General features: G+C 68.1%; 13 protein-coding genes. 10 read left to right on the top strand and 3 right to left on the bottom strand.

Annotated features, from left to right (window positions below; all coding sequences use genetic code 11):
* The first annotated feature begins 6 nt into the window (after positions 1-6).
* From VZC37_RS12755 to VZC37_RS12720, 8 genes are all read left to right on the top strand, one after another.
* The gene (locus VZC37_RS12755; protein ID WP_330432896.1) at positions 7-855 is read left to right on the top strand and encodes an urea amidolyase associated protein UAAP1; all 849 of its coding nucleotides are present in this window, start codon (positions 7-9) and stop codon (positions 853-855) included.
* Between the two features lie 111 nt (positions 856-966).
* Positions 967-1,635, top strand: coding sequence for an urea amidolyase associated protein UAAP2 (locus VZC37_RS12750; RefSeq protein WP_330432895.1), 669 nt, complete (start codon positions 967-969; stop codon positions 1,633-1,635).
* Between the two features lie 40 nt (positions 1,636-1,675).
* Positions 1,676-3,706: a 5-oxoprolinase/urea amidolyase family protein gene (locus tag VZC37_RS12745; RefSeq protein ID WP_330432894.1), complete on the top strand. Its 2,031-nt coding sequence runs from the start codon at positions 1,676-1,678 to the stop codon at positions 3,704-3,706.
* The gene (gene atzF, locus VZC37_RS12740) at positions 3,703-5,355 is read left to right on the top strand and encodes an allophanate hydrolase (RefSeq protein WP_330432893.1); all 1,653 of its coding nucleotides are present in this window, start codon (positions 3,703-3,705) and stop codon (positions 5,353-5,355) included. The genes VZC37_RS12745 and atzF overlap by 4 nt, the downstream gene beginning before the upstream one ends.
* A 141-nt stretch (positions 5,356-5,496) precedes the next feature.
* A complete protein-coding gene (locus VZC37_RS12735; RefSeq protein ID WP_330432892.1) occupies positions 5,497-7,233 on the top strand; it encodes a hypothetical protein in 1,737 nt (578 codons plus the stop codon).
* Between the two features lie 147 nt (positions 7,234-7,380).
* Positions 7,381-7,515, top strand: coding sequence for a hypothetical protein (locus tag VZC37_RS12730; RefSeq protein ID WP_431309394.1), 135 nt, complete (start codon positions 7,381-7,383; stop codon positions 7,513-7,515).
* A 12-nt stretch (positions 7,516-7,527) separates the two neighbouring features.
* On the top strand, positions 7,528-8,424 hold the full coding sequence (locus VZC37_RS12725; RefSeq protein ID WP_330432889.1) for a DUF3558 family protein: 897 nt from the start codon (positions 7,528-7,530) through the stop codon (positions 8,422-8,424).
* Positions 8,421-8,969, top strand: coding sequence for a DUF3558 domain-containing protein (locus VZC37_RS12720; RefSeq protein WP_330432888.1), 549 nt, complete (start codon positions 8,421-8,423; stop codon positions 8,967-8,969). The genes VZC37_RS12725 and VZC37_RS12720 overlap by 4 nt, the downstream gene beginning before the upstream one ends.
* A 45-nt stretch (positions 8,970-9,014) precedes the next feature.
* On the opposite strand, the gene VZC37_RS12715 is transcribed toward VZC37_RS12720, so the two are convergent.
* Genes VZC37_RS12715 through VZC37_RS12705 form a run of 3 tightly spaced genes read right to left on the bottom strand, consistent with a single transcriptional unit; the run spans position 9,015 to position 10,521 of the window.
* Positions 9,015-9,395 carry a type II toxin-antitoxin system VapC family toxin gene (locus tag VZC37_RS12715; protein WP_330432887.1) on the bottom strand — a complete coding sequence of 127 codons (381 nt, stop codon included), beginning with the start codon at positions 9,393-9,395 and terminating at the stop codon, positions 9,015-9,017.
* Positions 9,392-9,640: a type II toxin-antitoxin system Phd/YefM family antitoxin gene (locus tag VZC37_RS12710; RefSeq protein ID WP_330432885.1), complete on the bottom strand. Its 249-nt coding sequence runs from the start codon at positions 9,638-9,640 to the stop codon at positions 9,392-9,394. Before VZC37_RS12710 ends, VZC37_RS12715 begins: the two co-directional genes overlap by 4 nt.
* 38 nt (positions 9,641-9,678) lie before the next feature.
* Positions 9,679-10,521 (bottom strand): acyl-[acyl-carrier-protein] thioesterase, encoded by an 843-nt coding sequence (locus VZC37_RS12705; RefSeq protein ID WP_431309393.1) that lies wholly within the window; start codon positions 10,519-10,521, stop codon positions 9,679-9,681.
* Between the two features lie 99 nt (positions 10,522-10,620).
* On the opposite strand from VZC37_RS12705, the gene VZC37_RS12700 reads away from it, so the two are divergent.
* Together VZC37_RS12700 and VZC37_RS12695 are read left to right on the top strand one after the other, a co-directional pair.
* Positions 10,621-12,297 (top strand): FAD-dependent oxidoreductase, encoded by a 1,677-nt coding sequence (locus tag VZC37_RS12700; protein WP_330432884.1) that lies wholly within the window; start codon positions 10,621-10,623, stop codon positions 12,295-12,297.
* Between the two features lie 4 nt (positions 12,298-12,301).
* Positions 12,302-13,576 (top strand): glycosyltransferase family 4 protein, encoded by a 1,275-nt coding sequence (locus VZC37_RS12695; RefSeq protein ID WP_330432883.1) that lies wholly within the window; start codon positions 12,302-12,304, stop codon positions 13,574-13,576.
* The last annotated feature ends 42 nt before the right edge of the window (positions 13,577-13,618 follow it).

Below are 13,618 nucleotides of genomic sequence, written 5' to 3'. Positions count from 1 at the left end.
ATCACCATGACCACCACCACCGACGGCACCGCGACCACCGCAGGCGCCCGCGAGCACGCCCGGTCGCAGGCCGGGACCATCACCGACACCATGCCGGTGGTGCCGGCCTCCCGCTGGCCCAACCCTCCGGCCGGTGTCGACCCTTCCCGATTGACCTGGGCCGAGACGGTTCCCGGCGGCCGCTACACCAGCAAGGTGCTGGCACGGGGTACCCGACTGCGTCTGCGCGACGTCACCGGCACCGCCTGCGCCCACGTCCTGCTCTGGCGGTCGGACGCACCGTGGGAACGGCTCAACGTGGCCGACACCGTCAAGGTGCCGTGGCAGGCCTACCTGTCGACCGGGCACCCGCTGCTCAGTGACCAGGGCCGAGCCCTCGCCACCGTGGTCGCCGACGATTCGGGACACCACGACGCACTCTGCGGCACCTCGACTCTCGCCGGCAACACCGCGAAATACGGTGCCGGCGTAGCCCACTCGGACACCCCTGCCGGGCGGGAGCTGTTCACCCTGGCCGCCGCGAAGCATGGCCTGACGCCCTCCGACGTGGCGCCGTCCCTGTCGTTCTTCCATGGCGTGGTCGTGGAGAGCGATGGCACGCTGACATCGAAGGGCTCGGCCGGCCGCGACAAATCCGTCGACCTGATCCTGCACCTGCCGTGTGTGGTGGCCGTCGTCAACACCGCGCATCCGCTCGATCCGTCACCGACGTTCGACACCGGTCCGCTCGAGATCCTCTCGTGGAAGGCCACTTCCGATCTGGACGAACTCCTGGCCACCGTCGATGCGACCGACCCGGAGTACCAGCGCGCCGTCGCCAACTCCGAAGACGTCTGGTCCGCAGCACATTTCTGACACCGTCCGACCCCGCAGGGCGTATCGAGACCCCCGCCGAACCCCCGCTGGTCGAGTAGTCCGAGGCGCTAGCCGAGGGCGTATCGAGACCCCACTCACCCGAGGAAACCCATGACCACCACATCACTCATCACCACCAACCCCGCCGACCTCGCCCTGGTGCCCGGTGACGTCATCACCGACGCCGTGATCGGCGACCGCGCACCCTGGTCCGGGATCGTCGCCGCCGGCGACGTCCTGACCATCGTCGACCTCTACGGCAACCAGGCCGTCGACACACTGTTCTACGGCGGCCGGGATCACACCATCCGGTACTCCGCCCAGGCGACGATCGCCGCGCAGGGCAACATCTTCCTGACCACCGGCACGGTGATCCGGGACCAGGAGTCCAACCCGCTGATGACCATCGTCGACGACGAGGTCGGCAACCACGACACCCTCGGCGGCGCCTGCTCGCAGGAATCCAACACCCTGCGCTACGGGCACCACACCAAGCACCAGCATGCGTGCGTCGAGAATTTCCTCATCGGCGGAGCACGACACGGCCTCGGCAAACGAGACATGGTCGGGAACGTGAACTTCTTCATGAACGTGCCGGTGGATCCGGACGGATCGCTCGGCATCGTCGACGGGCTGTCGGCGCCGGGTAAGCGACTCGCGTTGCGCGCCGATGTCGACACGCTCGTGCTGATCTCCAACTGCCCGCAGATCAACAACCCCTGCAACGGATTCGACCCGACCGAGGTCCGGGTCATCGTCACCCGGCCCCACGCGGGCTGATCCGCGAGCCACCCCACTTCACCCGAGGAGTATCGAACACATGGCCACCATCACCGTTCACCGCGCGGGGCCACAGACCACCATCCAGGACTGGCCCGGCCGCATCGGCTACTGGAAGGTCGGGGTCCCACCGTCCGGACCGATGGACGACCTGTCGTTCCGTCTGGCCAACGAGGCCGTCGGCAACCCTGCGGACGCCGCCGGGCTGGAAGCGACGATGATGGGGCCCGCACTTCGGTTCACCAAGCCCCGGGTGGTCGCCGTCACCGGCGCCCCTGTCGACGTGACCATCTCGGGTAGGCGTGTACCGCAGTGGGTTCCGATCCACGTCGGGGCCGGCGACACGCTGGATGTCGGGGCGGCGGCCGACATCGGCATGCGGATCTACATCGCCATCGGCGGCGGCATCGATGCGGAGGACTACCTCGGCAGCAGGTCGACCTTCACGATGGGTCGGTTCGGCGGGCTCGACGGCCGCAAACTCGCCGACGGCGACCAACTCGCCATCGCCGGCGACGTCGCGCGGTCACCGCGGCGCATCCTCACCGACGAACAGCCGGCATTCACCCACACCTGGCAGCTCGGCGTGACCATCGGCCCACACAACGCACCGGAGTTCTTCACCGCCGAGGACATCGACGACCTGCTCGGCACGGCGTACGAGGTCCACTTCAACTCCGATCGCACCGGCATCCGCCTCATCGGGCCGAAACCGCGGTGGGCGCGGGACGACGGCGGTGAGGCGGGGCTGCACCCGTCCAACATCCACGACAACGCGTACTCGGTCGGCGCGCTGGACTTCACCGGTGACACTCCCATCCTGCTCGGCCCCGACGGCCCCAGCCTGGGTGGTTTCGTGTGCCCGGTGACGGTGGTCGCCGCCGAGCGATGGAAGCTGGGACAGCTCAAGCCCGGTGACACCGTGCGGTTCATCCCGATTCGCAGCGAACGGGCGGCGTCCCCGTCGGAGATCGGACTGGGTCGGCGCGCCTGCCTCGTCGACGTCCTCTCCGACGGCGGTGATCCCGACGACGGCGTCCTGGGTGCCACCACCACCGCCGACGGCGCGACCGCGGTCACCTACCGGCGCAGCGGGGACGACAACATCCTCGTCGAATACGGCGACATGCGGCTCGACCTCGCGCTGCGCGCCCGGGTGCACGCACTGAGCGAACGCATCGCGGCCGAACAGCCGAAGGGGCTGATCGACCTCACACCCGGAATCCGCTCGCTGCAGGTGAAGGCCGATCCCGACGTGTGGTCGCAGCAGCGGATGCTGCAGTGGCTCACCGAGTGTGAGAGTCAGCTGCCGCCCGCCGAGGACCTCGTGGTGCCCAGCCGGATCGTCGAGCTACCCCTCTCATGGGACGACCCCGCGACCCGCGAAGCCATCGAACGGTACATGCTCGGCGTCCGTTCGGATGCTCCGTGGTGCCCGTGGAACATCGAGTTCATCCGCCGGATGAACGGTCTCGACTCGGTCGATGACGTGCACCGCATCGTGTTCGACGCCAACTACATGGTTCTCGGCCTCGGAGATGTCTATCTGGGTGCGCCGGTTGCCGTCCCGTTGGATCCGCGACATCGGCTCGTCACCACGAAGTACAACCCGGCGCGCACCTGGACTCCGGAGAACGCGGTCGGGATCGGTGGCGCCTACATGTGCATCTACGGGATGGAAGGGCCGGGCGGATACCAGTTCGTCGGGCGCACCACCCAGGTGTGGAATCACCGACACCCGCTGCCCGCACCCGGATTCGATCCCGAGCACCCGTGGCTGCTGCGCTTCTTCGATCAGATCCGGTGGTATCCGGTCAGCGCGAACGAGCTGCTCGACATGCGCGCCGACGTCGCCGCCGGCCGCGGCGACAGCGTCCGGATCTCCGACGGCAGCTTCTCGTTGGCGGCCCATCAGGAGTTCCTCGACCAGAACGCCGAGGACATCGCCGCCACACGTGGTGCCATGGAGTTCGCCCGTGCGGAGGAGCGTGAGAGATGGTCGCAGCAAGGTGAATTCGCGCGAGTCGCCGGCAACGCCGCGGCGGAACTGACAGAAGGAAAGGTCGCATGAGCCGTATCGACGACATCTATCGCCGCATCGACGAGGCGGATCGGCCCGAGGTGTTCATCACCCTGCGCCCGCGCGCCGATGTCGAGCGCGAGTACGCCGCATCGGTGGACGGCGGTGGTGCGCTCGCCGGAATCGTCCTCGCGGTCAAGGACAACGTCGACGTGGCCGGCGTGCCGACCACCGCAGCGTGTCCCGGATACGCCTACGAGCCGCAGGCGGACGCACCCGCGGTGGCCGCACTACGCGCGGCGGGTGCCGTGGTGATCGGCAAGACGAATCTCGACCAGTTCGCGACCGGCCTCGTCGGAACGCGCAGTCCGTATGGGGCCGTGCGGGACTCGCGGCGACCGGACCGTATCTCCGGTGGTTCGAGTTCGGGTTCGGCCGTCGCGGTCGCGCTCGGGTTCGCCGACATCGCGATCGGGACCGACACCGCCGGATCGGGTCGTGTGCCCGCGGGCCTGCAGGGCATCGTCGGGGTGAAACCCACGGTCGACGTCGTGTCCACCGAGGGGGTGGTGCCGGCGTGCGCCAGCTACGACACGGTGACCGTGTTCGCCGAGACGCTGGCGCTGGCGAACCGGGCGATGGCGGCGATGGCGCAGGCGCCGGGTCCCCGGCCGTTCGGCGCGACGACGTCGTTGGCGGCCACCGAGCATCCGACGATCGCGATCCCCGCCGAGCTGCCGGAGCTGTCCGAACAGTGGCGAGCGGCCTTCGGTGCCGCGGTGCGACGTGCGGAGGAAGCCGGACTCCGCATCAAACCGATCGATCTGACGCCCTTCTTGGCGGCTGCGCGGCTGTTGTACGACGACGCGCTCGTCGCCGAACGGTCGCACGCGGTGGGCGCCTTCATCGCGAATGCCGATGCCACGGCCGGACTCGACCCCGTCGTGTCCGGAATCATCGGCGCAGCAGATCGTTTCACCGCCGTGGAGCTGCTGGACGCCCGTACCCGGCTCGCGGAACTGCGGCGTGAGGCGATGGCCGAACTCGGTGATGCCGACGCACTCATGGTGCCGACCGCGCCCTGTCATCCGGCCCTGACCGAGGTCGCCGACGATCCGGTCGGAGTCAACTCGCGGATGGGCACCTACACCAACTTCTGCAACCTGTTCGACCTGTGTGGAGTGGCCGTCCCGGCCGGTACGGTCGACGAATCCGATGGCACCCGATCGCAATTCGGCATCACCCTGCTCGGACGCGCACACGAGGATGCTGCGGTGATGGACCTCGCGCGCCGGTTCGCCGGAGACGGCGAGATCAGTGCGGCGTGGCCGGAGAGCGTCGCGCCGAGCGTGGAACTCGCCGTCTTCGGCGCTCACATGCGGGGTGGCCCACTCACGCACGAGCTGTCCGAGCGGGGCGCGCGCTGGGTCGGCGAGGTGGCCACCGCACCGTGCTACCGCCTCGTCGCGCTCGACACCGTGCCGCCCAAACCGGGCCTGGTGCGCGATCCGGACGGCAGGTCGATCGCCGGGGAGGTGTGGACCCTGTCGCCGAATGCGTTGGGGGAGTTCCTGGCTGCACTGCCCGCGCCGATGATGCTCGGCAGCGTGGAGCTGTCCGACGGCAGCTGGGTGGTCGGGTTCGGCTGCGCGGCCGATGCCGCCGAGAACGGAGAGCGGCTCGACCGGCAGAGGTGGTGACACCGGCCTTGCCCGCCCGGGCGCGACCGACCGGTCGGCCATTCTCGATCGTTCGGTAATTCCTTGAAATCGCACATCGGCGCGAAACGGACATGATTCAATGAGCCGGCTCACATCGGGTGGGACAGGGGATTGGGACGGATGACCAACATGGGCCGCAACGGAGTTCGGCAGTCACGCACGGTGCGACGGCAGCATGATCGCCAACGGCGACGGGCCGGTGCAGCCGTCGGCGCCGCGACCTTGGCCACCGTCGCCGCGCTCGGTGTTGCCCAGGCGAATCCCGGACAGGCGCACGCCGCCCCCGACTTCTCGCTCCCGAGCCCTACGGGCACGATCGGTGATGTCATCTCCGCGCTCGCCAACAACGGGGTGACCCAGGAGCTCGCCGAGCAGTGGCGGTTCGACCTGTGCTCGTCGGATTCCGATGGTGGGCCCGCGTCCGGTGGTGCGGACTGCACGGGTTCCACGGGCGCGGGGGTCGCGCTCGTGATGCCGACCTCGATCGACCTCGTCCCCGCCGACGTCTACGACCCCCTCCAGTCGTACCTCAACACAGAGGGCGGCAATGTCGTGACCGAAGGGTTGCGCCAACTCGCCATCGCGGCCGCTGAGGCGCTCGGGGTGACGGTCGACCCGGTGCCCGACGCACCGCTGCCGGAGGGCAGCGCGAGGGTGATCGGCGACGGGGTGCAGTTCGCATTGGCCTCCGGTGGCGGTAGCGCGACCTCGGCCGCCTACCTGCCGCTCAGCCTGGCCACGTCGGGGGCGAGCGACGGCCGAACCGCCTTCGCATTCGCCGTCGTCGGAATGGCGAACGCCTGGACCACCAGCGCCATCCCGGTCACGATCTTCACCGTCTCGACCGACCTCGAGGTCCCCGAGGTCGCCCATGTCAGCTGTTACGGGGGACTCACTGGTGCATACGCCCAGGGTGTCGGTGCATGCGCGAATGTGCTGGGCACCTTCGACTTCCGCTGGAAGGAGCCCAACGGTGAGGTGCAGTTCGGCCTGACCGACCCGTCGGCGGTGCTCTTTGACCCGGCCGACGTCCTGGGTCAGGTCCTGACCCAAGTGCTCGAGGGTCAGCCCCTCACTCTCAGCAAGGACGTGGCACGGCTGAGCGTCGCCGGCGACTACGACCTCCTCGGCGGCAACTTCTTCCGGCTCACCAGCGATTACGGCCCGCAGGAATCGACGAGCATCGACTGGCTCGGGCAGACCCTGACATTCCATCCGATGGTGACGGTGAACGGACAGGAACGGCCCAACCACCTGGGCGTGCCGGTCCTCACGTTCGGTGAACTCGACACCGGCGAGATCGTGCCCGTACTGCACCTCCCGGAGTTCGAGTTCCCATTCGGGATCGGAGCAACGGGACCGGCCTTCGCCGTCGCGGAGGAGGCATCGTCGGATGCCGCTGCCGAAGCACTCGCATCGTCGACCTCGACCGCGGAGACGACCGCTTATGTGGGTCGGCATCGGGCGCCCGAGCCGACCGCGAGCGGCTACGTCGGGGCACACCGCGCCGACACCCCCGCAGCCGACACCCCCGCAGCCGACACCGCTGCAGCCGACACCACTGCATCCGCCACCACATCCGACGGGGGTGGAGATGTCGACGACGCCGGCCAGGCCGACGCGACGGAGCCGGCCGACCACACCGGGCCGACCGATCTGTCCGACGAGACGGAGGACAGCGCACCGGCCGACGACTCCACCGTCGACGACTCCACCGAGACCGTCGACGACGCCACCGAGGCCAACGATGACGTCACCGAAGCCGCCGACGACACCGAGACCACCGACAACACTGCCTCCGACTCCGATCCGGCCGCGGAGAGTTCGGACGACACCTCCGCGGCTTCCGACGACTGACCTCGGCGCGACGGTCACCCCGCTCCTCTTGGCTACAGTGGAGGCATCGATCAGCCTCACCCTGACCGGCCGTACCGAGGAGGAGTCATGGCGGTAGATCCAGCGAGACGCAAAGCGGTTTCGGAGGTCGTGCGACAGCACCCGGGCATGAGTGTCGCTGCCGTGTCGCCGGCGATCGTGTTGTTCGGAGTGTTGTGGTTGCTGATGGGCTTCTGGCCTGCGCTGCTCATCGGCCTGGTGGCCGGAGGCGCCGGCTACTACTTCCTGACCCGTCAGCAGTAACCCAGAGGAGCAATGGCCACCCGCGTCGACAGTTGGATCTGGGCGATCCGGCTCACCAAGACCAGGTCCGCGGCGGGGGCGGCCTGTCGCGGTGGCCACGTCCGGGTCAACGGCATCACCGCCAAGCCCGCGCAACCGGTCGTCCTCGGCGACGAAGTCCGTGTGCGTCTGCACGGCCACGAACGCGTCGTCGAAGTGACGAAATTGATCAGCAAACGTGTGTCCGCGCCCGCGGCTGCCGAGTGCTTCATCGATCACAGCCCGCCACCGCCGCCCCGGGAGGTCCTGGCCAGTCAGCCCCGCCGCGACCGTGGAGCGGGCCGCCCCACCAAACGTGAACGGCGTGAACTCGATCGCCTCCGGATGCGGGGCGGATTCCTCGTCGCCACCGTCGTCATGATCGCCCTGGCGCTGACCGGCTGCTCGGCCGACGACACGGCCGATCCGGCCGCACCCAACACCCCCGAAGCGCCCGGCAACGCCGGGTCGGGGCCGTTCTTCGGCGAATGCGGCGGCGTCAGCACGGAGGAGGTCGGCCGCATCACCCGGTTCGGTGCACTCACCAACACCGTCAACAACGCATCGGTGTGCGAGTGGGACAGCAGTGGTGACCGCACGGGTCCGGTCGCCTCGTTCAACTGGTATCGCGGCTCGCCCATCGGCCGGGAGCGCGCGACCATCCAGCTGTCCCGGGAGTCGACCGGGAACATCGAGATCGCCGGACACGAAGGCTTCGTCGGTTCCGACATGGGCATCTGCGAGATCGGCATCGGATTCGGCGCCGACTTCTTCGAATGGTCGGTCAGTGCCGGATCGCAGGCGCTTCTCGGCGAGGATCCGCCGTCGACCGAGCAACTCTGTGACGCCGCGACCGAACTGTCCCGCCTGTCGATCGAGCGGGCGTCATGAGGCGCGTGGTGACCGTCGTCGTCGCCCTGGTGGTGATCCTGGGGCTCGGCACCGCGTGCGCGCGCAGCATCGACGGAAACCCGGTGCCCGTCGGCGCGGGGGGTGATCGGCCGGAGGGCAGTGTCGACACCGACCAGTTCGACAATCTCCTTCTCGAATGTTCGGTGCTGTCACCGATGCAGATCGCGGAGGTCGTCGGCGGCACGGTGGCACGCGGAACGTTCAACGGAGCCATCTGCCGATGGATCGTCGAGGGCTCGACCACGGCCGGCGTCACGTTCAACTGGTTCGAGTGGGGCGATCCCAACGTCGAGAAGGAGACGGCGAAGCAGCTGGGCTACGAGACCGAGAACATCAAGGTCGCCAGCCAGGCGGCGTTCACCCAGCGCGACCCGGACCGTCCCGCCGTGTGTGGCGTCACCGCCCGGGCACCCAGCCGCGGCGTCTACACCTGGTGGGTCGAGCCGCGGACCGTGGCGGTGCCCGCCGACCCGTGCGCCGCCCCGATCAAGCTGATGGAGTTGCTGCTCAGCGGCGGGCAGTGAGTCGCGGCTCTGTCCGCGGTCCCGAGCGCGCGAGCAGCGCGGGTGTCAGACCGAGACCACCTCGACCAGATCGTCGAGCCCGACGAAATCGGATGGGTTCCGGGTGTAGAGGCGGGCATCGTGGGCCCGTGCGGTCGCCGCGATGAGGAGATCCAGTGACCGTGCGCGCGGCTGACGGCCCGCATCGACGACAGCGGCCGCGATCTGTCCGTATGCGGCCGCCGCACCGTCGTCGACGGGCAACGCATCGAACGCCTTCTCGATGAACACCAGTCGGCGCAATCGCTCGGCCCGGACCGCGGCAGTCTTGGCGACGAGAACACCGAAATGCAACTCGGCCAAGGTGATCGAACTCAACGCGAGCTGGCCCGGCAAGGGTGCGACGTCGGAGCCGACGACGACACTCGTGTCCAGTATCGCCCTCATCGGTGCCGCCACGGATCTCCGATCGCCTGATCGACGGCGTCGCGATCCGATTCCCACTCGGTATCCGCTGGACCGGCGAAGAGGTCGGCGACGTCCTCCCACTGACGCCACGCATGCGATGACGCGGGGACGAGGCGGGCGCTCGGACGGCCGGACACAGTGATCGTTATCTGCTCTCCGGCCTCGACTCGCCGAACCAACTCGGACGCTTCTTGCCGCAACTCGCGCAGGCCGACGGTCACCATCGACCCAGGGTAGCACTTGTGCTACCTGACCCGCCTGCTCACTTGCCCAGCTTGGTCACCGACACAGTCGCGGCCACGACCAGCTCACCGACCTCCGCATCGGGGCCGTCGGCGGGAATCATCATCCAGATCAGCAGCCGGTCGGGTTCGCGTACCCGTCGCAGGGTGATCGACACTCCCGGCACGATCGGCCGCAGATACTCGATGACCGCGCGATGCGGGGCGTCGACGAGGTCGGGATGGTCGAGGACCTCGTCCTCGATCGCCTCCAGGTATGCGGCGTTGTTGAGGTGTTTGAACGGGTCGAAGTCGGTGATCCGGAGGACATGCTCCCGGTCGGCCAGCTCCAGATCGTCCGGGTCGGGTGCCTTGTCCGGGTTCATCGACCGCCACCGCAGGCGATGCTCGTCGGTCATCGACGACAACATCTCGAACATGTCGTCGGTGATCCGGGACGGCATGCCCTGGTCGTTGACGTTGATCCAGAAGGCCTCGGTCTCGATCAGTCCCGGTTCACGGTGCTCGGGGTTGAACCGGTTGGTCTCGTGTTCCGCCGTCAGCCGTACCCGCATGTTGGTCCATCGGGTCGACAGCGCCCCGCACCAGCGTTGCGCGGTGACCGTCGCGGGCCAGGAGATCGGCCGGATGACGTCGATGACGGTTCGCCGGACGATCCAGAACGGATCACTCTGCCCGTAGTCGGTCGCCTCGATGTTGTCGTTGGCCACATCCTGCAGGTAGCGGGCCACGGCGTCGAGCCGCACCCGCATCTCCTGGTCGACGTCGCCGGTGCGTACCCGATAGTCCGCTTCGAAGTACCGCGCACCGTCCTTGCGTTCACTCAGTGGTTCCATGGTGATCCCGCTGGGTGAGTTGCTCACTCGGTCCCTACTTTCCGCCGCCGGTATCTTTACAGTTAAGATACTCAGGACGAAAAAACTAGAACACGTTCCACGTGTCGGATTTCGAGGAAACAGCAGATGGCGCATGTGATCACCCGGCCATGTTGCAACGATGCCAGTTGCGTCAGCGTGTGCCCGGTCAACTGCATCCACCCAACGCCGGACGAGCCGGAGTTCTTCACGGCGGAGATGTTGTTCATCGATCCGGAGACCTGTATCGACTGCGGGGCCTGCATCGATGAATGCCCCGTCGAGGCGATCCTTCCGGATGACCAGCTCGAAGAGCGCGACGAGGCGTACCTGCAGATCAACGCCGACTACTACAAGGACCACGATGTCGAGGGCGGCCTCGTGCCCCCCAAGAAGGCGCCGCAGCTGCCCGACGGCGAACTGCACGTCGCGATCATCGGAGCCGGACCGGCGGCGTTCTATGCCGCCGAGGAACTGGTCCGCAAGCCGCAGGTCAAGGTCGACATGTTCGACCGGCTGCCGACTCCGTACGGCCTCGTCCGGGCCGGCGTCGCGCCCGACCACGCGCCGACGAAGGGCGTCGAGAAGACGTTCGCGGCCACCGCGGCCAAACGCAACTTCCAGTACTTCCTCAACGTCGAGGTCGGCAAGCACATCACGCACGCCGAACTGGCCGAGCGCTACCACGCGGTGATCTACGCGGTCGGCGCCGCGACCGACAAGCGGCTGGGCATCGAGGGTGAGGACCTGGCCGGATCGATTCCGGCCACCGAATTCGTCGCCTGGTACAACGGTCACCCCGACTACGCGGACCTCGACGTCGACCTGTCGTCGGAGCGCGCGGTGGTGATCGGCAACGGCAACGTCGCCCTCGACGTCGCCCGCATCCTCGTCAGCGACCCCGACGAACTCGCGACAACCGACATCGCCGACCACGCCCTCGCCAAGCTGCGTGAGTCCAACGTCCGCGAGGTCGAGTTGCTCGCCCGTCGCGGCGTCGCCCAGGCGGCGTACACCAACAGCGAGTTCCTCGCTCTCGGCGACGTCGAGGGTGTCGACGTGGTGATCGATCCCGACGAGCTGGTTCTCGACGCGGCCACCGAGGCGGCGCTGGACGACGACACGCTGGACTCCACCATCGCCACCAAGATCCGGCTCGCGCGTGAGTTCGCCGAACGTCCTGCCACCGACGGCAATCGACGGATCGTGTTCCGCTTCCTCGTCTCTCCCATGGAGATCTCCGGCGACGGACAGATCGAGTCGCTCACCTGCGTGCGCAACGCCTACGCGCCGGGAACCGAGCGGGTGGCGGTGACCCCGACCGACGAACGCTTCGAGCTGGAAACCGGGGTCGTGCTGCGCGCCATCGGTTATCGCGGCGTGCCGGTCATGGACCTGCCGTTCGACGAGGTGAAGGGTGTAGTGCCCAACACGGACGGGCGTGTGCAGGCGGCCGCCGACGGCGACGTGATGCCCGGTCTCTACGTGACCGGCTGGATCAAACGAGGGGCAACCGGGGGGATCGGGATGAACCGAATGTGCGGCCAGCAGACTGCCGAGGCAGTGCTGCGGGACTTCGTCGACGACGCGCTGTCCGCGCCGTCGACTCCCCGCGACGATGTCGCCGACATCGTCTCCGATCGCGGTGCGCGCCGGATCGACCTGGCCGGCTGGAAGGCCATCGACACCGCAGAACGGGACGCGGGCAAGTCGGCGGGTCGTCGCCGCGTCAAGTTCGTCTCGGTCGCCGAGTTCGAGACCGCCGCCGGCATGGAACCGGTGTAAGGGGATGCGTGTAGCACTGCTGTCGTATCGCAGCAAACCGCACTGTGGCGGCCAGGGCGTCTACGTCAGGCATCTGTCTCGCGAGCTGGCGCTGCTCGGGCACGACGTCGAGATCTTCTCAGGCCAGCCGTATCCCGAGCTCGACCAGGTTGCCATCGACGCCGGGGTGAAGCTGACCAAGGTGCCGAGTATGGCCCTCTACGACGAGCCGAACCCGTTCCGGACGCCGCGACCGGGGGAGTACCGGGACTGGATCGACGCCCTCGAGGTCGGGTCGATGTGGACGGCGAGTTTCGGTGAGCCGCTCACGTTCAGCCTGCGCGTGGCTCGTTTGCTGAGGGGCCGTCGCGACGATTTCGACATCGTCCACGACAACCAGTGCCTCGGTTATGGACTGCTCGACATCCAGAAGGCCGGTTTTCCGCTGATCGCGACGATCCACCACCCGATCACGCGTGACCGCACGTTGGCGGTCAAGGCGGCCAAGGGATGGCGCAAGATCACCGCGTGGCGGTGGCATTCGTTCCTGCGCATGCAGGGACGGGTGTCGCGTCGAATTCCCGAGCTGCTCACCGTGTCCCGTAGTAGTGAGGTGGACATCCGCAAGGCCTTCGACATCCCGTCGGGCCGGATCACCACCATCCCGCTCGGCGTCAACACGGAGGTGTTCAAGCCGGGGGTGGAGCGTGTACCCGGCCGGATCGCCTGTGTCGCAAGCGCAGACGCGCCGCTCAAGGGCGTGTCGTATCTGCTGGAGGCGGTTGCCAAGCTGAGCGCCGAACGGCCCATCGAACTGGTCCTGGTGTCCAAGCTCGATCCCAACGGGCCGTCGGCGAAGATGATCGACGGCCTCGCGATCCGCGACAAGGTGCGGGTGGTGTCCGGGCTCGAGGACGAGGAGATGGCCGACCTGCTGGCATCGGCCGAGGTGGCCTGCGTGCCCTCGCTGTACGAGGGCTTCTCGTTGCCGGCGGTGGAGGCGATGAGCTGCGCGACACCCCTGGTCGCAACCCGCGCGGGGGCGATCCCGGAGGTCGTGGGCACCGACGAGGAGGCGGCGGTGCTCGTGCCGCCTCGTGACTCCGGCAAGCTCGCCCAGGCGATCGGGCGGCTGCTCGACGACGCCGACCTGCGTCGCCGACTCGGTGACGGTGGGCGCCGGCGCGTCGAGGAGCGCTACAGCTGGGCTGCGGTCGCCGCGAAGACGGCCGAACACTATGAGACGGTGCTGCAACGGGTTGCGGCCGATCGAGAAGTCGCAGACCGCACGGTGAACTGACCGACGATCGGCGGCGCGGCGAACTGATCGCAGCGGCGTAGG

The organism is Gordonia sesuvii (assembly GCF_036350415.1).
GTDB classification, from domain to species: domain Bacteria; phylum Actinomycetota; class Actinomycetes; order Mycobacteriales; family Mycobacteriaceae; genus Gordonia; species Gordonia sesuvii.
This window is presented reverse-complemented; position numbering and strand designations above follow the sequence as displayed.

Excerpts from the sequence above, each read along its gene's own strand:
- VZC37_RS12755 (WP_330432896.1), top strand. The coding sequence starts at position 7 with ATGACCACCACCACCGACGGCACCGCGACCACCGCAGGCGCCCGCGAG.
- VZC37_RS12720 (WP_330432888.1), top strand. The coding sequence starts at position 8,421 with ATGAGGCGCGTGGTGACCGTCGTCGTCGCCCTGGTGGTGATCCTGGGG.
- VZC37_RS12715 (WP_330432887.1), bottom strand. The coding sequence starts at position 9,395 with ATGAGGGCGATACTGGACACGAGTGTCGTCGTCGGCTCCGACGTCGCA.
- VZC37_RS12730 (WP_431309394.1), top strand. The coding sequence starts at position 7,381 with ATGAGTGTCGCTGCCGTGTCGCCGGCGATCGTGTTGTTCGGAGTGTTG.
- VZC37_RS12735 (WP_330432892.1), top strand. The coding sequence starts at position 5,497 with ATGACCAACATGGGCCGCAACGGAGTTCGGCAGTCACGCACGGTGCGA.
- VZC37_RS12700 (WP_330432884.1), top strand. The coding sequence starts at position 10,621 with ATGGCGCATGTGATCACCCGGCCATGTTGCAACGATGCCAGTTGCGTC.
- VZC37_RS12750 (WP_330432895.1), top strand. The coding sequence starts at position 967 with ATGACCACCACATCACTCATCACCACCAACCCCGCCGACCTCGCCCTG.
- atzF (WP_330432893.1), top strand. The coding sequence starts at position 3,703 with ATGAGCCGTATCGACGACATCTATCGCCGCATCGACGAGGCGGATCGG.
- VZC37_RS12745 (WP_330432894.1), top strand. The coding sequence starts at position 1,676 with ATGGCCACCATCACCGTTCACCGCGCGGGGCCACAGACCACCATCCAG.
- VZC37_RS12710 (WP_330432885.1), bottom strand. The coding sequence starts at position 9,640 with ATGGTGACCGTCGGCCTGCGCGAGTTGCGGCAAGAAGCGTCCGAGTTG.
- VZC37_RS12695 (WP_330432883.1), top strand. The coding sequence starts at position 12,302 with ATGCGTGTAGCACTGCTGTCGTATCGCAGCAAACCGCACTGTGGCGGC.
- VZC37_RS12725 (WP_330432889.1), top strand. The coding sequence starts at position 7,528 with ATGGCCACCCGCGTCGACAGTTGGATCTGGGCGATCCGGCTCACCAAG.